Here is a 22,597-nt window from a genome sequence, read left to right as displayed (position 1 = left end):
GTGCGCGAGGCACGACCGTTGTGATCCGGTGGCTTGAGCACCGGACCTGTTTTGCAGATTTCATAAATCCAGCGCCTGCATCCGTTCCCGGAGCCCGGCCGGAACGGTTTTATTCGGCTTCGTTCGCAGGGCTGGCGTTGAGCTGGCCGTAATTTTCGGCCCCGATTGTTCCGTAAAGCTCGAGCTGGGTTTCGAGGAAGTCGATATGACCCTCTTCATCGGCGATCAGATCTTCGAACAGCTGCTTGCTGACATAATCCCCGACCTTCTCGCAGTGATCGCGCGCTTCGATATACAGGGTGCGCGCGTCATGTTCCCCCGCAAGATCGGCCTCGAGCGTCTCCTTGAGGCTCTGCCCGATTCGCAGCGGGTCGAGTTTCTGGAGATTCGGGTGACCTTCGAGAAAGATGATTCGCTGGATCAGACGATCCGCATGGTTCATTTCTTCGATTGATTCTGCACGCGATTTGCTTGCGATCTTACCGTAACCCCAATCTTCTTGCAGGCGATAATGCAGCCAATACTGGCTGACCGCCGTCAATTCAGACCGCAGTGCGGCGTTGAGATATTCGATGACTTTTGCGTCGCCCTTCATTTGGGTGGCCCTCCATGCTGCCTGATGCTGCCCGCAAAATCGGCGGGGCGACACCCAGATTATCGCAGTGGCGCATGGTGTCCAGAAACAGCGGCATGCAACTGCCACAATCTGCACGTTTTCCCAGGGCGTGATAGATTTTACCCGGTGTGATGATCGTTTGCGGATCCGAGGCGCGCATCCAGTCGATAGCGGCGTGGATGTCGTGATCCGAAATCTGTGTGCAGTGGCAAACGATCATGAAAGGCTCCTGTACCAGAAACACTTATCAAACTTGTCGGGTATGTAAAGACCAAGTTTTTCACTTAGCTTTTCACATTACCGCTATCGGCTTTTGTCCAGCTATCTTGACCGGGCAGACATAGCGGAGCAAAAGCCCGGATATGAACCTGTCGGATTTCGATTTTCACCTGCCTCAACACCTGATTGCGACCCGTCCCGCGCGGCCGCGAAGTTCGGCGCGTCTGCTGCTTGCCGAAGGCGGGAGGATTGCGGACCGGCATGTCTTCGATCTGCCGCAGATCCTGCGTGCGGGTGACTTGCTGGTGCTGAACGACACCAAGGTGATTCCGGCAAGACTGACGGGCGTGCGCCGGCGTCAGACCGGGCAAGGCGAGGTGGTGGCGAAAGTCGAGGTAACACTTCTGGAACCCGCCGCCGATGGCTGGCACGCGATGGCAAGGCCGTTGCGGAAATTGCGCGAAGGAGAAGTGATCAGTTTCGGCGATGCGCTATCCGCAACGGTTGCCGAGATTGCCGAGGGAAGCCTGCGTCTGCGCTTTGATGCCGAGGGTGACGCTTTCGATGCGGCACTGGCCAAAGTGGGGGCGATGCCGCTGCCACCCTATATCGCCTCATTGCGCGCACCGGATGAGCAGGACCACCGGGATTACCAGACCGTCTGGGCAAGGCGGCAAGGCGCGGTCGCTGCGCCAACTGCCAGCCTGCATTTCGATACGCCTCTGCTGAAAGCTTTGGAAGAACGTGGCGTCGAGTTCGTTCACGTCACCCTGCATGTGGGCGCCGGCACCTTCCTTCCCGTCAAGGTCGAGGATGTGACCACGCACCGGATGCATGCCGAATGGGGAGAGGTCAGCGATCAGGCCGCCGCCCGGATCAACGCCGCGAAGGCCGAAGGACGAAGGGTCATTCCGGTCGGGACAACGGCCTTGCGATTGATCGAATCAGCGGCCGATCCAGAAGGCCGGATGCAGGCCTTTGCCAGTTCGACCGAGATTTTCATCTATCCCGGTTATCAATTCCGGGTGAGCGATGGGCTGATGACCAATTTCCATCTGCCGAAATCGACTCTGCTCATGCTGGTTTCCGCGCTTATGGGGATCGATAAAATCAAACAGATTTATGCGCATGCCGTTTCCGAAGAATACAGATTCTTCAGTTATGGAGACGCATCGCTTCTGTTACCCTAGGCGCGAATCCCACTGGCAAACCGTTGCGTTCGCAGTTAGGGGCGATCGCTTGGTCTGATCGATTCGATATTACTGGAGCGGGTGTCGGCATGACGTCGGTAATGCGCAGCACATGGCCCCTGTTGATGGGCGTTCTCTTCCTGATGGTGGGTAACGGGATGCACGGCACCTTGCTGGGTATCCGGGGCGAGATCGAACATATCGGCACGTTCCATATGTCCGTCGTCATGTCCGGATATTACGGCGGTTTCCTGCTGGGCAGCCTGATCGTACCCAATATCATCCACAATGTCGGCCATGTGCGGGTCTTTGCCGCCCTGGGCTCGATGATCTCGGCGATATTGGTGCTTTTTGCCATCGGACCGAACTGGATTTCATGGACGATTTTGCGCTTCCTGATCGGGTTCTGCTTCTGCGGTGTCTATATCACCGCGGAAAGCTGGCTGAACGAATCCTCGACCAATGAGAATCGCGGCAAGACGCTGGCCGCCTATATGATCATGCAGCTTCTGGGGATCGTCGCGGCGCAGGCATTGCTGAATGTCGGTGATCCGGCCGGGTTCCTGTTATTCGCCATTCCTTCGGTGCTGGTGTCGCTGGCTTTCACGCCGATCCTGCTGTCGGCCCGACCGGCTCCCCGGTTCGAGACGATCAAACGGATGTCCTTTTCCCGGCTTTACCGTGCGTCGCCTCTTGGTTGCGTGGGGGTCTTCCTGATGGGAGGCGTATTCGCAGCGCTTGCAGGCATGTCGGCGGTCTGGGGCGCAAGGGTTGGGCTGTCGGTCGCCGAGATCTCGATTTTCGTGGCGGCGATATATGCTGGGGGACTGGTGCTGCAATACCCGCTGGGATGGGTGTCGGATCGGTATGACCGCCGCAAACTGGTGATGCTTCTTGCCGCAACCGGCGCGTTGACCACAGTTTTCGTCGTGGTTCTTCAACCGGGCGGTGCGGGGCTGGTTCTGGCCGGCGCGGTGCTTGGCGGCGTATCGCATCCGATCTATGCGATGTTGCTGGCATATACGAACGATTATCTGGATCAATCCGATATGGCTGCAGCCTCGGCGGGGCTTTTGTTTATCTACGGGCTTGGCTCGTTGGGCGGTCCGATCATCACCGGTTGGCTGATGGGGGTTACGGGGCCGGACGGATACTGGATTTACATGGGTGTCCTTCTGGTTGCGGTGACCGCCTATGCGGCGTGGCGGATGACCAGGCGCCCGGCATTGACCGCAGACGAACAGGGCAGTTATGCCGCCATTGGCACCAATGCCACGGCGCTGGTTGTCGAGGCGGCTCTGGACGAGGCGCAATCCGATACCCCTTCCGACGAAAGCGGAGACGGACAGGCCGAGCCACTTGCAGAGCGGAAACCGGATGACGCGGAGTCTTCGGATACAGTTTGACGGAACTCCTCCCCGGCTGCGCTTGCCGCCTATGAGATAATGGTTTAACGCTGAACTATCTTCAGTAAGCGGGGGACCGGATGGCTCAGAATTTCGATATGGTGGTGATCGGCGCAGGGCCGGGCGGTTATGTCGCCGCGATCCGGGGCGCGCAGCTTGGTCTGAACGTGGCCTGTATCGAGCGCGAACATCTGGGCGGTATCTGCCTGAACTGGGGCTGTATCCCGACCAAAGCCCTGCTGCGCAGCGCCGAAGTGTTTCACCTGATGCACCGGGCCAAGGATTTCGGTCTTAGTGCCGACAAGATCGGCTTCGATCTGGACAAGGTGGTTGAACGTTCTCGTGGTGTGGCCAAGCAACTGACGGGCGGGATTGGGCATCTGTTCAAGAAGAACAAGGTCACGACCATCATGGGCGAGGCGAAGATCACCGGTAAGGGAAAGATCACCGTCAAGACTGACAAGGGCACCGAAGAGGTGACGACGAAATCCATTGTTCTGGCGACGGGCGCGCGGGCGCGGGAATTGCCGGGGCTTGAGCCGGACGGAAAACTGGTCTGGAACTACAAGCACGCGCTGAAGCCGCCGCATATGCCGAAAAAGCTGCTGGTGATCGGCTCGGGTGCGATCGGAATCGAATTCGCCAGCTTTTTCAACACGCTGGGCGCGGATACCACCGTGGTCGAGGTCATGGACCGTGTGCTGCCGGTCGAGGATGCCGAGATCAGTACCTTTGCGAAGAAACAATTCGTCAAGCAGGGCATGAAGATCAGGGAAAAGGCTTCCGTCAAGAAGCTTGACCGTGCTGGCGCGAAGGTGACCGCTCATATCGAGGCGGGAGGCAAAACCGAAAAGCAGGAATTCGATACCGTGATTTCGGCGGTCGGCATCGTCGGTAATGTCGAGGGGCTGGGTCTGGAAGAGCTTGGCGTCAAGATCGACCGTAGCCATGTCGTGACCGACGAATATTGCCGCACCGGGGTCGAGGGGCTGTACGCCATTGGTGATGTGGCCGGCGCGCCCTGGCTTGCGCATAAGGCCAGTCATGAGGGCGTTATGGTGGCCGAACTGATCGCCGGGCAGCATCCGCATCCGGTCAAGCCTGATTCGATTGCCGGTTGCACCTATTGTCATCCGCAGGTTGCCAGCGTTGGCATGACCGAGGCGCAGGCGAAAGAGGCGGGGCATGACGTAAAGGTCGGGCGTTTTCCCTTTGTAGGCAACGGCAAGGCGATTGCGCTTGGCGAGCCGGAGGGGATGATCAAGACGGTGTTCGATGCGAAGACGGGCGAGCTTCTGGGCGCGCATATGGTCGGCGCAGAGGTGACGGAACTGATTCAGGGCTATGTCATCGGCCGCACGCTTGAGACGACCGAAGCCGAATTGATGGAAACGGTCTTCCCGCATCCGACCCTGTCAGAGATGATGCATGAGTCCGTTCTGGATGCCTATGGCAGAGCGATCCATTTCTGAGCTTTTGTCCTGTTGGTGACGTGGCGGGGGCTTTGCGCCCCCGTTGTCGTTTCAGTGACGACTCCCTCCGCAGGATGTTGAGCTGAAAAAGAAATGGATCGGGTGGGGTGCATCAGTGACCTGTCAGTTGCGCATGAAAAAGGCCGGGCGATCGCCCGGCCTTTGCGTGTTTGAATAGGGAGCGGTTATTCGCGGTTGCCAAGGAACTGCAGCAGGAACATGAACAGGTTCAGGAAGTCCAGATACAGCTGCAGAGCACCCATGATTGCCGTCTTGGCCAAGAGTGAACTGTCCGAATCCGCCATCCGCAGGTAGGTGTTCTTGATGTTCTGCGTGTCGTAGGCGGTCAGCCCCGCAAAGATCAGTACGCCGAGGATCGAGATCGCGAATTGCAGCCCGCTGGACTGCAGGAAGATATTGACGATCGAGGCGACGATCAGCCCGATCACGCCCATGATCAGGAAGCTGCCCCAGCCGGAGATGTCTTTCTTGGTCGTATAACCCCAAAGCGACAAGCCAGCGAATGAGATGGCCGTGACAAGGAAGGTCTGAACGATCGAGAAATTCGTATAGGCGATGAAGATCCAGCTGATCGAGATGCCCATCAAGGCGGCGAAACCATAGAATACCATGGTCGCGGCCTGAACTGACAGGCGGTTCAGCGCGGCGCCGAAGCCGAAGACGACCAGCAGCGGAGCGAACATGATCACCCATTTGAGCGGCGTTTGATAGATCGTCACGCCAAGCGATGTCAGTTGACCATCGGGCGCGACCGCCAGCATGTTGGTGCCCCAGGCAAGGATGGCGGTCACAAGCATTCCGACCGACATCAGCCCATACACGCGGTTCATATAGGCCCGCAGGCCCTGATCGATCACCGCTGAGCGGGTGCCGACGCCCTGCGCGGTGCGGTAAGTGTTGTAGTCTGCCATCAATATCTCCCCTGTAAATATGGCATAGAGGTCATGGCAGTTATATTGGCAGGAACCCGCCGTGAATCAACCTCGGAAGGCGCGATATTTGCAGCATTTTACATGCTGATGAGAATTTTACCGACAGCTTTGCGGCTGCGCAGCATCTCATACCCGTCGGCCAGCCGTGACAGCGGCAGGATCTCTCCGGCGACGGGGGTGAGTTTTCCCTTGTCAAACAGCGCAAACAGCTCTTCTAGGCTTTGTCGCAATGCTGTCGGATTCAATTCGCGGTAACCGCCCCAGTAGAAGCCGTGAATGGCGATATTTTTAACGAGCGCGTGGTTAAGCGGCAATTCCGGAGGCGTTCCCGAGGCGAAGCCGATGACGAGGAAGCGGCCCCCGCGCCTTAACGCCCCGAAGGCCTGTTTTCCTGCTGTACCGCCCACCGGATCGTAGACGACATGAACGCCGCCTGCCTTGCGAAGCTCGGCCCTGAGATCGGTGCACTCGGCGCTGTCGATCACCATCTCCGCCCCGGCATCCGTGACGGTCTGCAATTTGTCCGCGCCGCGGACCACGCCAATGACCCGCGCGCCGAGGGCATGGCCGATTTCGACCGCGGTCAGTCCGACTCCGCCTGCCGCGCCCAATACCACCAGCGTTTCATCCGGCTGCAATCGCGCTAATCCGGTCAATGCCAGATGGCTGGAACCATAGGCGATCTGAAAGCCGGCGGCCTGTTCGAAACTCATCCGGCGGGGGATCTTTATGCAGGCGTCTTGAGGCACCGCGATCATCTGGGCCAGTGTACCTGAATAGCAGACCGCAACCCGGTCTCCGGGGATCAGCCCGCTGCCGTCCGGCGCCTCGAGAACCTCGCCCGCACCTTCCAGCCCCGGAACGAAGGGCGGCTGGACCCGTTCCTGATATTCACCCCGTGCCTGCAGCAGATCCGCGAAGTTCAGTGCAGCGCAATGCATGCGCAGCAGAACTTCGTCCTGCGAGCGAATTGGTGGCGAAAGCTCCTCTATAGCGGGATCCTGCCCATAAGAATTCACGCTTGCGGCACTGATTGTTTCGGGCATGTTCACCTCGGCGAAAAGCAGTATTATTTCATTGAATTACACAAGTATATTAAAGGCGATTCAAGTCAGATAACTTTTTCTGTATTTTCATTCAGCTTTTGGTATGCTTTCCGAGCTAACAGCCGTAGATTGCGCGGCTATGCGTAGTTCAATTTGGGATTGTAGTGAGGGTTTACAATGAAACACAGTGTAGATGTCCATGTTGGCAAGCGGATTCGTCATCGTCGGTGGATGATCGGGGTAACTCAGCAACAGCTTGCGGATAAGGTCGGGATCAAATTTCAGCAGATCCAGAAATACGAAACCGGGATGAACCGGGTTTCGGCATCTCGCCTGTGGGACATTGGGCATGCACTTGACGTTCCGGTGAATTTCTTTTTCGAAGGACTGCACGAAAATGCGATGGCTGAAGTCGAGGGGGATATCCTCGCTGACAAGGAAGCATTGCAGCTCGTACGTGCATATTATTCGATTCCCGAGGCGCAGCGGCGGCAGATTTTTGAGCTGGCGCGGGTGCTTTCCAACGTCGCCTGATTTGTGAAATTCCGATGACCGGCGTTTCGCCGGGGCTGGAAGCCGTAAGCCATTGACGCTAAACCGTCATTACGGGGCAGAGCGGCGGAGGCATCCATGCAGGACGCGCAACGGATCATAGATACGGCGCATGAAATGGCGGATGCGGCAAGGCAGGCGATCCTGCCGCATTTCCGTGACCGGAATCTTGCTGCCGACAATAAGCGTCCGGCGGATTTCGACCCGGTGACGGTTGCCGACCGTGCCGCCGAAAAGGCGATGCGCGAGGTATTGTCCCGGCGTTGCCCCGACGATTCGGTTTTTGGCGAGGAATATGGCCTTAGCGAGGGGCGCAGCGGGTTGACCTGGATCCTCGATCCGATTGATGGCACTCGCGCATTCATCTGCGGTGCGACAAGCTGGGGCGTCCTGATCGGTCTGAAGGATAGCGATTCCATCCGTTACGGCATGGTAGATCAGCCCTATATCGGTGAGCGTTTCGAGGGCGGATTGGGTATTTCGCGCTTTACCGGTCCCTCGGGCCAGAAGCCGCTTGCTGTGCGGCAGGGCGTAGAGCTTGGGCAGGCGACGCTGTTGACGACCTTTCCCGAGATCGGCACCCCGGATGAGGGTGAAGCATTCGGGCATGTGGCAAACCGGGTCAGGCTGACGCGATATGGGCTTGACTGCTATGCCTATGCCCTGCTTGCGCTTGGGCAGGTGGATCTGGTGATTGAAGCGGGGTTGCAGCCCTATGATATTGCCGGACCTCTGGCCGTTGTCGAAGCGGCAGGAGGAATCGTTACTGATTGGCAGGGCGGCTCTGCCGCTTCCGGTGGGCAGGTCATTGCGGCTGCGTCGGAACTTCTTCACCGTCAGGCGCTTGAGTTGTTGAACGCCTGAAATCCCAGCTTTACATGAATTGAAACCCGACATCATTGCCTGACAGGAGATTCCGGATGAGCGAAGACGAGCGCCCCGAAACCGAAGAACTGGTTACCGAGGCACCGTCGGAGCGCGAGGAGGATGAATTCCTGCCCCGGCGCGAATTGCTGGATCAGATCCACGAAGCGATTGCGATGGGGGACAAGGCGCGGCTGAACGACTTGCTCGAGCCGATGCATGCCGCCGATATCGCCGATATCATCGAGAGGCTGGATCCGTCGCGGCGCCGGGATTTCCTTGAACTTTACGCGGGCGAGATCGACGGCGAGATCCTTTCCGAAATCGACGAGGCGATCCGCGAGCAGGTGCTTGAGCAGCTTCCGCCCGAGGTTCTGGCCGACGCCGTCCGCGAGATGGACAGCGATGATGTCGTGGATCTGGTTGAAGATCTGGACGAGGAAGACCGGGAAGGGATTCTGGCCGCTCTGGACGATTCCGACCGGGCAGCGGTTCAGCAGTCACTGACCTATCCGGAATATTCCGCCGGGCGCCTGATGCAGTCCGAGGTGGTTACCGCCCCGGAGCACTGGACTGTGGGCGAGATGATCGACTTCCTGCGGGCAGAGGAATGGCTGCCCGAACAATTCTATCATGTCATTCTGGTCGATCCGCGGCGGCATCCTGTCGGCTATGTTCAGCTTGGCCGGATGCTGGCCGCAAAACGCGACGCGCTGCTTGGCACATTGCGCGAGGACAGTTTCCGCACCATCAGCGCCTATGCCGAGGAAGGCGATGTGGCTTATGCCTTTAACCAGTATCACCTGATTTCGGCGCCGGTCGTGGACAAGGATGACCGGCTGGTCGGTGTCATTACCATCGACGACGCGATGGCCGTTCTGGACGAAGAACATGAAGAGGATATCCTTCTGCTTGCCGGTGTGGGCGAGGATTCATCCATTACAGACAGCGTGACGGAAACTTTACGTCGGCGCATTCCGTGGCTGATGGTGAATGTATGCACGGCGATCGTCTCATCGCTGGTGATTTCGATCTTTGAGACGACGATCACGGATTTCGTGGCGCTTGCCGTGCTGATGCCGATTGTCGCCTCGATGGGCGGGAACGCGGGAACGCAGACATTGACCGTCGCAGTTCGGGCGCTTGCGACCAAAAGCCTGACCACGGGCAATGTATGGCGGGTTGTCCGGCGCGAAGCGATGGTGGGCTTGCTGAACGGGCTGACATTCGCCGTGGTGATGGGAGTGGTGGCATGGTTCTGGTTCGGCGGCATCTCTCTGGCGGGCGTGATCGGCATGGCCATGATCGTTAATCTGGCGATTGCGGCGCTTGCCGGCGTTCTGATCCCGCTTACACTTGATAAACTGGGTGCCGATCCGGCTCTTGCATCAGGGACTTTCGTCATGACCATGACGGATGTGGTCGGTTTTTTCACCTTTCTCGGTCTTGCTTCGATGGTGCTGGTATGAGTGTCACAGACAAAGCCGCGCTGCGTGCCCGGGCACTGACCGCCCGTCAGCGTGAAGGCGGCGATCAGGCGGGGATCACGCGGCATCTTTCCGCGGCGCTGCATCCTCATGGCGGCGCGATTTTGTCGGGCTATTGGCCGATGCGGGGCGAGGCCGATCCGATTCCCGCCATGCGGGACCATTCCGGGCCACTTTGTCTGCCTGTGGTTCCGGGCAAGGCCGTTCCGTTGATATTCCGGCAATGGCAAGGCGAGGCATTGGAGGCGGGACCGTTCGGCACTTCGCATCCTTCCGAATCATCTCCGGTATTGCGGCCCGAAGTGCTGATCGTGCCGCTTGCCGCGTTTGATCGGGCCGGCAATCGTATCGGCTATGGTGGCGGTTATTATGACCGGACCCTCGAACTTCTGCGTTCGCAGGGGAGTGTCATCGCAATCGGGTTGGCTTTTGCCAGTCAGGAATTGCCGCAGCTGCCGGTCGAAGCCTATGATCAGCCTTTGGATCTGATCGTTACCTGCCGCGAGATTATCCGTCCGCGCGCCGGATGAATTTGCAGCCGTTTCTGTTGCCCGTTTGCATCAGCTGTGCGCAAGCTGTGGATGAGCCCGGGATAACTCTGTGGAAAACACGCGAGTATCTATTCGCATTCTTCTGATTCCATACGAAAAATCATGGTTTGAGGGCCTCCCCGGGTGTTTGGTGGGGCAAAGCTGTGTGCGAATCCCGCGGATCACGACTTGGCGATCTGTCAACGCTTATCTGCTCAAAGAATGTCAAAAAAAGATGTTGAAAGCGTCACCTAAACGCGGCACTTTGTATGGTGTGGCCATGGCGGCACAAGATGTGGTGGGGGAACCCCGAAAAGCATCGCCGCCATGCCCCGGAATTTGGTTCAATACGAGATGGCGGCGATCAGCTTGCCGAGCCCGGTCCTATGGCCGGGTATCGGCCCCGGTTTGCTTGTGTCATGTGGCGGATTCCGGACGAGGGACAGTGACTGAACAAAGAGACTGAAGGGGCAGGACATGAAGATCGAACGGCGCTTTACCACCGCAAAGAGTGGCGCATATGGCGAGATCGAATACACCACGACGGTCAGCGAGATCCGGAATCCGGATGGCACGATCGTTTTCCGCAACGAGAATGTCGAGGTGCCGAAGGGCTGGAGCCAGGTTGCCAGCGACGTGATCGCGCAGAAATATTTCCGCAAGGCTGGCATTCCGGCCGCGTTGAAGCGGGTCAAGGAAAAGGGCGTGCCCGAGTTCCTGTGGCGCAGCGTTGCGGATGAGGCCGCGCTTGAAGGCCTGCCCCAGGATCAGCGTTATGTCGGCGAGACCTCGGCACGGCAGGTCTTCGACCGTCTTGCGGGGGCATGGGCATATTGGGGCTGGAAGGGCGGCTATTTTTCCAGCGAAGAAGACGCAAGCGCCTATTACGATGAAATGCGCCATATGCTGGCCCGGCAGATGGCCGCGCCGAACAGCCCGCAATGGTTCAATACCGGCCTGCATTGGGCCTATGGCATCGACGGTCCGTCGCAGGGCCATTATTATGTCGATTTCAAGACCGGCAAGCTGGTGAAGTCCGACAGTGCCTATGAACATCCTCAGCCGCATGCCTGCTTTATCCAGTCAGTCAGCGACGATCTGGTCAATGAAGGCGGCATCATGGATCTGTGGGTGCGTGAAGCGCGGCTGTTCAAATACGGCTCGGGCACCGGCACCAATTTCAGCTCTCTACGGGGTGAGGGAGAGGCGCTTTCGGGCGGCGGCAAGTCATCCGGGCTGATGGGTTTCCTGAAGATCGGCGACAGGGCGGCGGGCGCGATCAAATCCGGCGGCACCACCCGCCGCGCCGCCAAGATGGTGATCTGCGACATGGATCACCCCGATATCGAGCAGTTCATCAACTGGAAGGTGATCGAGGAACAGAAGGTCGCAAGCCTTGTCGCGGGCTCCAAGGCGCATGAGGCGAAACTGAACGAGATTTTCGCTGCCATCCGCGAATGGGACGGCAGCATGGAAGATGCGACCAATCCCGCGAAGAATGACGGGCTGAAAACGGCGATCCGCAGCGCCAAGAAGGCGATGATCCCCGAGACCTATATCAACCGGGTGCTGCAATATGCGCGGCAGGGTTTCGACAGTATCGAATTCCCCACCTATGACACCGATTGGGATTCCGAGGCCTATGTGACGGTTTCGGGCCAGAATTCGAACAACTCGGTGCGCGTGACCGATGCCTATCTGAAGGCCGTTCACGAGGACGCGCCCTGGGAATTGCTGCGCCGCACCGATGGCAAGGTAGCCAAAACCATCTCGGCCCGTGAATTATGGGAACAGATCGGTCATGCCGCCTGGGCCTGCGCCGATCCTGGCATCCAGTTCCATGACACGGTGAACGCATGGCATACCTGCCCCGAGGATGGCGCCATCCGAGGCAGCAATCCCTGCAGCGAATATATGTTCCTTGACGATACCGCCTGCAATCTGGCGTCGATGAACCTGCTGAAATTCTACGTGGATGGCCGGTTCGACGCGGATGCCTATGTCCACGCCACAAGGTTGTGGACCGTGACGCTGGAAATCAGTGTGCTGATGGCGCAGTTCCCCTCGAAAGAGATCGCGCAAAGATCCTATGACTATCGCACGCTGGGGCTGGGCTACGCCAATATCGGCGGGTTGCTGATGAATATGGGCTTTGGCTATGACAGCGACGAAGGTCGGGCGATGTGTGGCGCGCTGACTTCGATCATGACCGGCGTTGCCTATGCGACGTCGGCCGAGATGGCCGGGGAACTGGGGGCATTCCCAGGATATGCACGCAATGCCAAGCATATGCTGCGCGTGATCCGCAATCACCGCGCCGCCGCTTTCGGCACCGATGCCTATCAGGGCGTGAATGTGAAGCCGGTCGAATTGGATGCCGAGAATTGTCCCGATCAGCGTCTGGTATCGATCGCCCGCGAAGCATGGGACGAGGCCCTGACCCTGGGTGAAGATCATGGCTTCCGCAATGCTCAGGCCACGGTGATCGCGCCTACCGGTACGATCGGTCTGGTGATGGATTGCGACACCACTGGGATCGAGCCGGATTTCGCATTGGTGAAATTCAAGAAACTGGCCGGTGGCGGCTATTTCAAGATCATCAACCAATCGGTTCCAGCGGCGCTGGAGAAGCTGGGCTACCCCTCGAACCAGATCGAAGAGATGATCGCTTATGCCGTAGGGCATGCCTCGCTGGGCAATTGCCCCGGCATCAACCACAGCGCGCTTGCCGGTCACGGTTTCGGTCCGCGCGAGATCGAGAAAGTCGAGGCGGCTTTGGCGAGCGCCTTCGACATCCGTTTCGTGTTCAATCAGTGGACCCTGGGCGAGGAATTCTGCCGCGAGACCCTTGGTATTCCCGCCGAGAAGCTGAATGATCCCACATTCGATCTGCTGCGTCATCTGGGCTTTACCCGTGCGCAGATCGAGGCCGCGAACGATCATGTCTGCGGGACGATGACGCTTGAGGGCGCGCCCTTCCTGAAAGACGAGCATTTGTCCGTTTTCGATTGCGCCAATGCCTGTGGCAAGAAGGGCAAGCGCTACCTTTCGGTCGAAAGTCATATCCGTATGATGGCGGCGGCGCAGTCCTTTATCTCTGGCGCGATCTCGAAGACGATCAACATGCCGAACGATGCCACTATTGCGGATACGCTGGCGGCTTACGAATTGTCCTGGTCGCTGGGGATCAAGGCGAATGCGCTGTATCGCGACGGCTCGAAGCTGTCGCAGCCGCTGGCTTCGGCATTGGTCGAGGATGACGAGGAGGCCGAGGAAATTCTTGCTACCGGCAGCCCGCAGGAAAAAGCGGCGATCATCGCCGAAAAGGTGGTCGAGAGGATCATCGTCAAGGAAGCCGTGCGCAGCCATCGCGAAAAACTGCCGCAGCGGCGCAAGGGTTATACGCAAAAGGCCATTATCGGCGGGCATAAGGTTTACCTGCGCACCGGCGAATATGACGATGGCGCACTCGGCGAGATCTTCATCGACATGCACAAGGAAGGCGCTGGCTTCCGGGCGATGATGAACAATTTCGCCATCGCCGTGTCAGTCGGTCTGCAATATGGCGTGCCGCTGGAAGAGTTCGTCGATGCCTTCACCTTCACCCGGTTCGAGCCGGCAGGCATGGTGCAGGGCAATGACAGCATCAAGAACGCGACCTCTATCCTTGACTATGTGTTCCGTGAACTTGCCGTTTCCTATCTGGATCGGACCGATCTGGCTCATGTGAAACCCGCAGGTGCAAGCTTTGACGATCTCGGCGGTGGTGAAGGAGAAGGCAAAAGCAACGTCGCCCCGATCAGCGATCAGAGTGAATTGCGGTCGCTGACCATGCTGAAGCAGATCAGCAGCGCGGGTTATCTGCGCAAGCGTTTGCCGCAAGAGCTGATGGTGCTGCAGGGCGGCGTGTCGGCGCGGGCCGTTTCCACTGGAGTGGCAGAAGCCGCAATCATGCATGAGGTTGCGCCCGCGGTTGTCGCATCGACCGGGATTGATGCGCGTACCAAGGCGAAGATGCAGGGTTACGAGGGCGATCCTTGCGGCGAGTGCGGCAATTACACTTTGGTACGGAACGGCACCTGCATGAAGTGCAATACCTGCGGAGGAACCAGCGGGTGCAGTTGAAGAACATTCCTGACACTGCCGTTGTCCGGGGCAAAGGCGGTATCAGACTTAAGGTAAGTTCCGGGGCGGGTGCGCTCGCCCCTTGCGCGGATCGGTAAACAGGCAGCAGCCATGTTCGAGCGGTGAATCAACGACCCGATCCGCGACACTGAGGGGGCCATGTGCCCCCTCTTTTTCTTGATAGACGGTTGCCCGGTGATGGGTCCATGCTGACTTGACCGTTATGGATCGTAGATTAACATTGTCGTAGCATGTTTGGCTTCCGTGATATCGAGATCATTCGCGCCATCGTCCGGCATGGCGGCTTCCGCGCTGCCTCGGATGCGACGGGGCTGGCGCAATCTGCGATTTCACGTCGTGTCCGGCATCTGGAAGATCGGATGAAAATCTCGATCTTCGAACGCGACGGGCGCGGCGTACGCCTGACTGCGGCAGGTCGCCGACTGGTCGACGAGGCCGAGATACTGGTGACTCAACGCGATCGCATTCTGGGCGAACTGACGCAGGGTGTGATGGCGGGCGTCGTGCGTCTTGGCGTGGCCGAAACCATGACCCATACGATTCTGCCGCGGATGCTGACCGATCTGCGGACCCGGCATCCGCAGCTGCGCTTCGAGATTTCGGTCGATACCTCTTCGCAAATAAGCCAGTTGCTGATCGATGACGGGCTGGATGTGGCGATCATGATGCGCGATCAGCTTCCACGCGGTATCAGCATGACGCCCTTGCCCTCGGTGACGTTGGGCTGGTTCGCCGCATCGTCGCATTTCCGTCTGCCGCGCCCTGCAGGTATCGACGATCTGGCAGCATTGCCCATCGTGTCATTTCCAAAGGGCACCTTGCCCCATCGTCAGGTCGTGAACCTGTTGTCGCCGGGACGGAAGACGGCGGCGGCGATTCATGGCTCGGCCTCGCTGGCTACCGTGCTGCATCTGGTCAGGCAGGGATTCGGCATTGGCACCATCCCGCATGATATCGCTGCCGCATGGCCGCATACCGGGCTTGAGGAAATCGAGGTTCTGCCAGAGGCCCGCTTGCCTGATCTGGATTTTTCGATTTGTTACATGCCTGAAAGAAATGATGAAATCGGGCGTGAAGTCACGCGTGCAGCGGTAGAGGCAGGCGTCGACCGATCTGATAATGAGATCAATACTGCGCATAACTGAACTATTGATCAACTAAGTTCTCTTGCGCGATCCTTGTTTCATCGCAAGGAGACTGTCATGAATAAATCCGGTCTGTCCGATCCGCGCCAGTTGCGTCGTGAAATTCGTGACGGGGGTTTCTGCGGGCCGACCGCAGGCTCGGGTGGCGATGCCTTGCAGGCCAATCTGGTGATCCTTGCAGCAGAGGATGCCGGTGATTTCATGCGCCTCTGCCAAAGCAATCCGCGTCCGTGCCCGCTGCTGGCGGTCGGAGAGCCGGGCGATCCTTCGTTGCCGGCGCTGGGGCAGGGGATTGATCTGCGTCACGATCTTCCGCGTTATCGCGTGTGGCGCGAGGGCGAACTGACCGATGAGCCTACCGATATCGCCGATCTGTGGCGGGATGATCTCGTGTCCTTCGCGCTTGGCTGCTCGTTCAGCTTCGAGGATGCGCTGACCCGCGCCGGAATCCCGATGCGTCATCATCAGACCGGTTGCAACGTGCCGATGTACCGCACCAATTTGCCGACCCGGGCGGCAGGGCGCTTTTCCGGGCCACTGGTCGTCAGCATGCGCCCAATGCGCCCCGCCGACGCGATTGAAGCGGTGCAGATTTGCGCCCGCTTTCCGCTCGCTCATGGCGCGCCCGTCCATCTGGGCGATCCGGCGCAGATTGGCATTGCAGATATCATGGCTCCCGATTACGGCGATTCTCCCGATATCCGCGACGGTGAACTTCCGGTGTTCTGGGCCTGTGGCGTCACCCCACAAGCCGCCATTGTCACGGCACGCCCCGCTTTGGCAATCACGCATGCTCCCGGCCATATGCTGGTCACCGACATCCCCGCCGGACGGGCCGAGGCCATGCTGACGGGCGTGTCGCCCGCCGAATAAACAAGAAAACCAACAGGAGAGAAACTCATGAAACGTATCGTCCTTACATTTGCTGCCGGAACCGCGCTGCTTTCCGGTCCGGCTTTCGCAGAGGAACTGGCCGTTGTCGGAAGCTGGAGCAACCTGCCGCTTTACCAGGATTTCGAGACTCCGTTCTGGACCGAAAAACTGCCCGAACTGACCGGCGATGAATTCACCGCGCAACTGACCAGTTTCGACCAGATGGGCGTTGCGGGCGAAGACGTCTACCGGATGTTGGGCGATGGGGTTTTCGATATCGGCGCAACCGTGGCCGATTACACCGTGGGCGACGCGCCCGAATTGGAGGGACTGGACGTACCGCTGCTGGCCGCGACCGCAGCCGATGCCAGAAAGATGGTCGAGGCTGCACGCCCGATGGTCGACGATATCATGCGCGAACGCTTTGGTGCTCAGGTTCTGGGTATCGCGCCCTATCCGCCTCAGGTGGTGTTCTGCAAGGGCGAGGTGGCCTCGTTGGCTGATCTGAAGGGCAAGAAAGTCCGTGGCTCGGGCCGGATGACGACGAAATTCCTTGAAGCACTTGGCGCCGAGGGCATCAATATCGACTTTTCCGAGGTTCCCGGCTCGCTTGAGCGCGGCGTGATCGATTGCGCGGTTACTGGTGCCGGTTCCGGTTATTCCGCCGGCTGGTGGGAGGTGTCGGACCATCTGATGACGTTGCCGCTTGGTGGCTGGGATCCGGTCGTGATCGCGATGAATGGCGATCGTTTCGACGGGCTGAGCCCCGAACAGCAAGAGACCCTGACCAAGGCCGTGACGGAAAATCTGGAGGCTCCCGCATGGGATGCACTTGAAGGCGGACTCAAGGATGATATCGCCTGCCTGACGGGTAATGGCGACTGCCCTGAGGGCGAAGCCGCCTCGATGACACTGGTCGAGCCTTCGGATGCGGATACCGAAACCGCCCGCAAGATCCTGACGGAGGAAGTGTTGCCGGACTGGGCGGACCGCGCCGGTGACGATTGGGTTGGGCGTTGGAACGAGTCGGTCGGTCAGTCGGTCGGCATCACCATCGGCGAATAAGCCAGAAGGCGGAGATTGCTGCCATGATCGAGAATCTTCACGGCGCGTTGCGACGCGCCAACCGGCTGATCGCCCTGATCCTGGGCGTGGCGCTGCTGCTGACGGTCGCGTTCATTCTGGTTGATGTGGTGTTGCGCAAATTCGGCCTTGGATCGCTGGGAGGATCGGATGAGATTTCGGGCTATGTCATGGCTGCGGTCGCCAGCTGGGGCCTTGCCTGCGGGCTGGTCGAGCGCGCCCATGTCCGTATCGACCTGATCCGCCAGAAACTTGCCCGGCCAAGCCGCGCATTGATGGATATCTTTGCGATGATCGTCACGAATGGCGTCGTCCTGCTGATCGCCTGGCAATGCTGGCCGGTGCTGCAAAAGACGCTGGAGCGGGGATCGCACGCCAATACACCATTGGAAACGCCCCTGTGGATCCCGCAAGGGATCTGGTTCTCCGGCTGGCTGTGGTTCGCGCTGACCGCCACCGGGCTTTCACTGATCGGCATCGCTTATCTGGCCCATGGCCGCCGCGCGGAGTTCGAGGCCGCGCTGGGAATCGGATCGGAGATCGAGGAATGATCTGGAGCGTCGCGTTTTCCCTTCTGGGCCTGATGGCCCTGACGATCCCGGTCGGTATCGTACTGTTTCTTCTGGGTATCGGTGTCGGGCAATTCTATTCCGCTTTCCCGCTGCTGCGTGGTCTGGGGCAGGTGGTCTGGTCGTCATCCGCTTCTTCGACGCTGATCGCCATTCCGCTATTTGTTCTGCTGGGCGAACTCCTCGTGCGCGGCGGCGTGGCCGAGCGCACCTATGCCGCGCTGGATAAATGGCTATCATGGCTGCCGGGCGGGCTGGTGCACGCCAATATCGCCACGGCAACGATGTTTTCCGCCACGTCGGGTTCGTCGGTTGCCACTGCCGCGACCGTCGCAACGGTGGCCATGCCGCAGGCCGAGCGGCTGAATTACGATCCGCGGCTGTTTTCCGGCGCCATCGCGGCGGGCGGCACGCTGGGGATTCTGATCCCGCCCTCGATCAACCTGATCGTCTATGGTTTCCTGACCGAAACCTCGATCCCGAAACTGTTTTCGGCCGGGCTTGTTCCTGGGCTGCTGATGGCCTTGGCGTTCATGGCCGCTACCGCCGCGATTTGCGCTGCCCGTCCGCATCTGGGCGGTCCTTCGCGGAGTTTCGGCTGGAGTGAGCGGTTGCAAAGTCTCGCCCAGCTGATCCCGATCATCATTTTATTCCTGGTCGTTATCGGCTCGATCTATGCCGGCTGGGCCACGCCCACCGAATCGGCGGCCATCGGTGTGGTGATGGCGGCGCTGATCGCGGTATTCATGGGAGACGGGTTAAGCCGGGCTGCGATATCCGACGCGCTGCACGGCACCATCCGCATCTCGGCAATGATCATGTTGGTGATCGCCGGCGCTTATTTTCTGAATTTCGCCATGACTTCGGCGGGGTTGGGCCGTCAACTGAGCCAATTGATCCAGGGCTCGGGCCTGTCGCCATTCGGCACGCTGCTGCTGGTGGTTGCGCTTTATCTGGTGCTGGGCTTCTTCATCGAGACCCTGTCGCTGATGGTCGCAACCATTCCCATCGTCGTGCCGATCATGGCGGGGCTGGGCTATGACAAGGTCTGGTTCGGCGTGTTGTTGATTGTACTGATCGAGATGGCGCTTATCACTCCGCCAGTGGGGCTGAATCTGTTCGTCGTCCAAAGCACCCGCAAATCGGGGTCGCTGAACGACGTCATCATGGGGGCGATTCCCTATGTATTGGTGATGAGCGCGATGCTTGCCGCGCTGATCGCTTTCCCGGGGCTGGCGCTGTGGCTGCCCTCGATCTTGTGAAAGGAGACCGCATGCGCTTCACCCTTGGCGACACGCCGCTGGATCTGGAGCTGTCCCATCTCGTCATCGCCGGCTGGACCGGCCGGGACCGGGACGCCATCCAGCACCATATCGAGGAACTGGCAGAGATCGGCGTCAGCCCTCCCTCGGCGACGCCACTTTTTTACCGTGTGTCAGCTGCGCTGTTGACCACCGCGTCAGAGATTCAGGTGGTCGGCAACGCATCCTCGGGTGAGGTTGAGCCGCTGATCGTGCAACATGGTGAACGGCGCTGGCTGGGGCTGGGTTCGGATCATACCGACCGCGCGCTCGAGGCGCACTCTGTCGCCATGTCCAAACAGGTCTGCGCCAAGCCCTGCGCGACAGAGCTGTGGGCATGGGAGGACCTGTCCGACCGGCTGGAGGAGATCCGGCTGGAAAGCTGGATCGAGGAAGACGGCGCTTGGCTGCCTTATCAGCAGGGAACGCTGGCGGCGATTCTGCCGCTGGCGGACCTGATCGAAGGTGCCTCGCTGTCGCTGCTGGCCGGAGAGGGCGCGGTTGCGATGATGTGCGGCACCTTTGGAGCGATGGGCGGAGTCCGGCCGGCGGCGCGTTTCCGCATGGCCATGACCGATCCGGGGACGGGGCGACAGATTTCGCATGAATATGTCACGACTGCCTTGCCGGAGGTCGCATGACCGACATGCTGCGCCAGAAAGCCGAAGCTGCGATTGCCCGGGTAGAAGGATTGCCCGACCATATTCGCCGCGCGATTTTCACCGAATTTTCGCCTGATCGCATCCGCGCCGAGCTTGAAATATTGGCTGCGCGTCACGCGAAAGGTGAGAATATGCCACTTTTCGGGACGCTTGTCTCGGTCAAGGATCTGTTCGATGAGGCGGGGCAGGTGACGGGCGCAGGTTCGCGATTATTGGCGGATCGTGATGCCGCGGTAACCGATTCCCTGTCTGTCCAGCGGTTGCGGCAAGCGGGGGCATTGATGTTCGGGCGGACCTCCATGTCCGAATTCGCTTATTCCGGCGTTGGCCTGAACCCCCATCACGGCACCCCCTCCAGTGCATTGGTAGAAGGGGTGATCCCCGGTGGCTCATCCTCCGGCGGTGCGGTGGGGGTGGCCTTGGGGCTGACCGACGCGGCCATTGGCACCGATACCGGTGGCTCCCTGCGCATTCCGGCGGCTGCGAATGGGATCTGGGGAATGAAGCCCAGCCAGGGGCTTGTCGATGATTCCGGGGTTCATCCGCTTGCGCCAAGCTATGACACGCCCGGCCCTATGGCGCGCGATTTGCCGCTGCTGCAGGCGATGCTGAGGGTCATGGCCGAAGAACCGCTGACTGCACAGATGCCCGAGCATCTGACCCTGGCGGTGCCGCACGGTGCCTTTACCGATGGCCTTTCTCCCGTGGTCGCGGGACTGTTTGATGCCGAACAGGCCAGATTGCGCGCGGCGGGGCATGTGCTTGAACCGGTGGACATGACCGCGATCGGGCAGGGTGTCGGGCTGAACAAGATCATCGTCGCGGTCGAGGCATATCGGATTTATGCGCAGGATCTGGCGCGGCTGGAAATGGTGGGCGACCCGCGTGTGCTGGCCCGGATCCGATTTGCCGAGACCTTGTCACCCGCGCAGATTCAGGATGCCTATGCTGCCCGCGCCGAAATCGTTGCCGGGTTCGATCGGATCATGACCGGCTTCGATGCCGCGCTGGCCCCGACATTGATGCAGATGCCTCCGACCATTGCCGAAACCGAGGCCGATTTCGACCGTCTGAATGCCGCGATGCTGCGCAATACGTCGCTGGTCAATCTGGCCGATGGCTGTGCGCTGGCGATGCCGACACCCGGGATCGACCCGCGCTGGTCAATGACCATGCTGATCGGTCGCAAGGGTGCTGATGCGGCGATTCTGGCCGCTGCAGAGCGGCTGCAAGCCTGATCGGTCGTGAACGCACCGGGGGGTGCAGATAAGGCTGCCGCCATGAATCATGAGCGACAGGAAACCTGACCGTGAGCTTTGCATTTGTGACGGCCTCCCCCTCGCTTCAGCCATGGGGGAGGGCAGCATCAACGTCCGGGAAGTGCGGCAATCAATTCGGCAAGCTCCGCTTCTTCGGCCTTGGTCGGATCCACAAGTGGAGAACGAACCGGTCCGGCGTCAAAGCCCTGCAGTCTGACACCGGCCTTGACCAAAGACACTGCATAGCCGGGAGCTCGAGAACGAAGCGCCATGAACGGATAGAAGAACTGCTTGAGATAAGCCTCGCAGGTATCGGTATCGACAGCACGGACGGCTTTGTAAAAATCAACTGCCAGATCAGGGACGAAATTGAATACTGCCGATGAATATGTGGTAAATCCTGCAGCCAGATAGGCCTCGGCAAATAATTCCGCTGTAGGCATTCCGCCAAGATAGGTCAGCCGATCCCCGATTGTAGAGGTAATCTGCCGCACCAGCCCCATCTCGCCGCTGCCATCCTTGAGACCGATGAGATTCGGGCAATCATCGCATAGCCGTGCGACCGTGTCGGCCCTGTAAATCGCGTTGTCGCGGTTATAGATCATGACCCCGATCGAGACAGCGTCACATACCGCTTTTGCATGCGCGTAAAGCCCTTCCTGCGGAGCATCGATCAGGTATTGGGGAAGCAGAAGCAGCCCGTCAGCACCTGCGGCTTCGGCCTCTTTCGCGATGGAGACGGCGATTTCCGTTCCATAGCCGCAACCGGCAACGATTGGCGTATCGCCAGCCGCCTCTTTTGCCGCGCGGGTGATGGCCGGCAGTTCCGCAGGGGTGAGCGAGAAGAATTCGCCAGTGCCGCCCGCCGCAAAAAGTGCGGCAGCATCATAACCCGAGAGCCATTCGATATGGCGTTTATAGCTATCCTCGGAAAATTTTCCATTCTCGTCGAAATGCGTGACAGGAAAAGACAGCAGCCCGGATCCGAGGCGTGTCTTGAGTTCATCGGGATTCATCGGAGGCACTCCTTACAGGCGGAAAATCTCGTTGGACAGATAGACTATTGCGTTCGATGGAAGTCAACAGTTGTATGATGTCTGTTTTTGTGTTGGGCTTCACAAATCTCCCACCGAAAGGGTCCGCCGCATTTCTTTGGCCACGCAAGCAAAGGCCGACCATCCAGACGGCTCGTGACGGCGGGCTTGCATGTTTTCAGAAAGGCCG

At 59.3% G+C, this 22,597-nt stretch carries 20 protein-coding genes; 15 read left to right on the top strand and 5 right to left on the bottom strand.

Features of this window, described 5'->3' with window-relative positions; all coding sequences use genetic code 11:
* Nucleotides 1-109: 109 nt before the first annotated feature.
* On the bottom strand, nucleotides 110-595 hold the full coding sequence (bfr, locus tag D3P04_RS07035; RefSeq protein WP_119747308.1) for a bacterioferritin: 486 nt from the start codon (nucleotides 593-595) through the stop codon (nucleotides 110-112).
* Nucleotides 543-836 carry a (2Fe-2S)-binding protein gene (locus D3P04_RS07030; RefSeq protein WP_119747306.1) on the bottom strand — a complete coding sequence of 98 codons (294 nt, stop codon included), beginning with the start codon at nucleotides 834-836 and terminating at the stop codon, nucleotides 543-545. Before D3P04_RS07030 ends, bfr begins: the two co-directional genes overlap by 53 nt.
* 142 nt (nucleotides 837-978) lie before the next feature.
* Between D3P04_RS07030 and queA the strand changes: the two genes are divergently transcribed.
* The 3 genes from queA (at nucleotide 979) to lpdA (ending at nucleotide 4,903) form a co-directional block, all read left to right on the top strand.
* On the top strand, nucleotides 979-2,025 hold the full coding sequence (gene queA / locus D3P04_RS07025; RefSeq protein WP_119747304.1) for a tRNA preQ1(34) S-adenosylmethionine ribosyltransferase-isomerase QueA: 1,047 nt from the start codon (nucleotides 979-981) through the stop codon (nucleotides 2,023-2,025).
* Nucleotides 2,026-2,114: 89 nt separating this feature from the next.
* On the top strand, nucleotides 2,115-3,431 hold the full coding sequence (locus tag D3P04_RS07020; protein WP_119747302.1) for an MFS transporter: 1,317 nt from the start codon (nucleotides 2,115-2,117) through the stop codon (nucleotides 3,429-3,431).
* An 80-nt stretch (nucleotides 3,432-3,511) separates the two neighbouring features.
* Nucleotides 3,512-4,903, top strand: a complete 1,392-nt coding sequence (gene lpdA / locus D3P04_RS07015) for a dihydrolipoyl dehydrogenase (protein WP_119747300.1) — start codon at nucleotides 3,512-3,514, stop codon at nucleotides 4,901-4,903.
* Nucleotides 4,904-5,088: 185 nt separating this feature from the next.
* On the opposite strand, the gene D3P04_RS07010 is transcribed toward lpdA, so the two are convergent.
* Both D3P04_RS07010 and D3P04_RS07005 read right to left on the bottom strand, forming a co-directional pair.
* Nucleotides 5,089-5,835, bottom strand: coding sequence for a Bax inhibitor-1/YccA family protein (locus D3P04_RS07010; RefSeq protein ID WP_119747298.1), 747 nt, complete (start codon nucleotides 5,833-5,835; stop codon nucleotides 5,089-5,091).
* 98 nt (nucleotides 5,836-5,933) lie between these two features.
* Entirely contained in the window at nucleotides 5,934-6,902 is a 969-nt protein-coding gene (locus D3P04_RS07005) for an NADPH:quinone oxidoreductase family protein (RefSeq protein WP_119747296.1), read from the bottom strand.
* A 177-nt stretch (nucleotides 6,903-7,079) separates the two neighbouring features.
* On the opposite strand from D3P04_RS07005, the gene D3P04_RS07000 reads away from it, so the two are divergent.
* From D3P04_RS07000 to D3P04_RS06945, 12 genes are all read left to right on the top strand, one after another.
* Nucleotides 7,080-7,436 carry a helix-turn-helix domain-containing protein gene (locus tag D3P04_RS07000; RefSeq protein ID WP_119747294.1) on the top strand — a complete coding sequence of 119 codons (357 nt, stop codon included), beginning with the start codon at nucleotides 7,080-7,082 and terminating at the stop codon, nucleotides 7,434-7,436.
* Nucleotides 7,437-7,532: 96 nt separating this feature from the next.
* Complete coding sequence (locus tag D3P04_RS06995; protein ID WP_119747292.1) at nucleotides 7,533-8,318, top strand: inositol monophosphatase family protein; 786 nt, start codon at nucleotides 7,533-7,535, stop codon at nucleotides 8,316-8,318.
* A 56-nt stretch (nucleotides 8,319-8,374) separates the two neighbouring features.
* Nucleotides 8,375-9,787, top strand: a complete 1,413-nt coding sequence (gene mgtE / locus D3P04_RS06990) for a magnesium transporter (protein ID WP_119747290.1) — start codon at nucleotides 8,375-8,377, stop codon at nucleotides 9,785-9,787.
* Nucleotides 9,784-10,335 (top strand): 5-formyltetrahydrofolate cyclo-ligase, encoded by a 552-nt coding sequence (locus tag D3P04_RS06985; protein WP_119747288.1) that lies wholly within the window; start codon nucleotides 9,784-9,786, stop codon nucleotides 10,333-10,335. The genes mgtE and D3P04_RS06985 overlap by 4 nt, the downstream gene beginning before the upstream one ends.
* A gap of 477 nt (nucleotides 10,336-10,812) precedes the next feature.
* Nucleotides 10,813-14,460: a vitamin B12-dependent ribonucleotide reductase gene (locus tag D3P04_RS06980; protein ID WP_119747286.1), complete on the top strand. Its 3,648-nt coding sequence runs from the start codon at nucleotides 10,813-10,815 to the stop codon at nucleotides 14,458-14,460.
* Between the two features lie 251 nt (nucleotides 14,461-14,711).
* On the top strand, nucleotides 14,712-15,626 hold the full coding sequence (locus tag D3P04_RS06975; protein WP_119747284.1) for a LysR family transcriptional regulator: 915 nt from the start codon (nucleotides 14,712-14,714) through the stop codon (nucleotides 15,624-15,626).
* 57 nt (nucleotides 15,627-15,683) lie between these two features.
* On the top strand, nucleotides 15,684-16,499 hold the full coding sequence (locus tag D3P04_RS06970; RefSeq protein WP_119747282.1) for a putative hydro-lyase: 816 nt from the start codon (nucleotides 15,684-15,686) through the stop codon (nucleotides 16,497-16,499).
* A gap of 27 nt (nucleotides 16,500-16,526) precedes the next feature.
* Nucleotides 16,527-17,564, top strand: a complete 1,038-nt coding sequence (locus D3P04_RS06965; RefSeq protein WP_119747280.1) for a TRAP transporter substrate-binding protein — start codon at nucleotides 16,527-16,529, stop codon at nucleotides 17,562-17,564.
* A 23-nt stretch (nucleotides 17,565-17,587) separates the two neighbouring features.
* Nucleotides 17,588-18,133: a TRAP transporter small permease subunit gene (locus D3P04_RS06960; RefSeq protein WP_119747279.1), complete on the top strand. Its 546-nt coding sequence runs from the start codon at nucleotides 17,588-17,590 to the stop codon at nucleotides 18,131-18,133.
* Complete coding sequence (locus D3P04_RS06955) at nucleotides 18,130-19,413, top strand: TRAP transporter large permease (RefSeq protein WP_119747277.1); 1,284 nt, start codon at nucleotides 18,130-18,132, stop codon at nucleotides 19,411-19,413. The genes D3P04_RS06960 and D3P04_RS06955 overlap by 4 nt, the downstream gene beginning before the upstream one ends.
* Nucleotides 19,414-19,424: 11 nt before the next feature.
* Nucleotides 19,425-20,093, top strand: coding sequence for a DUF2848 domain-containing protein (locus tag D3P04_RS06950; RefSeq protein WP_119747275.1), 669 nt, complete (start codon nucleotides 19,425-19,427; stop codon nucleotides 20,091-20,093).
* Entirely contained in the window at nucleotides 20,090-21,352 is a 1,263-nt protein-coding gene (locus D3P04_RS06945) for an amidase family protein (RefSeq protein ID WP_119747273.1), read from the top strand. Before D3P04_RS06950 ends, D3P04_RS06945 begins: the two co-directional genes overlap by 4 nt.
* A 128-nt stretch (nucleotides 21,353-21,480) precedes the next feature.
* Here the strand turns inward: D3P04_RS06945 and kdgD are convergent, their stop codons facing one another.
* Entirely contained in the window at nucleotides 21,481-22,389 is a 909-nt protein-coding gene (gene kdgD / locus D3P04_RS06940; RefSeq protein ID WP_119747271.1) for a 5-dehydro-4-deoxyglucarate dehydratase, read from the bottom strand.
* Nucleotides 22,390-22,597 lie beyond the last annotated feature (208 nt).

This window comes from Paracoccus onubensis (genome assembly GCF_003591515.1).
Lineage (GTDB): Bacteria > Pseudomonadota > Alphaproteobacteria > Rhodobacterales > Rhodobacteraceae > Paracoccus > Paracoccus onubensis.
The sequence above is the reverse complement of the archived record's forward strand: the minus strand, read 5'-3'. Positions and strand labels throughout refer to the sequence as shown.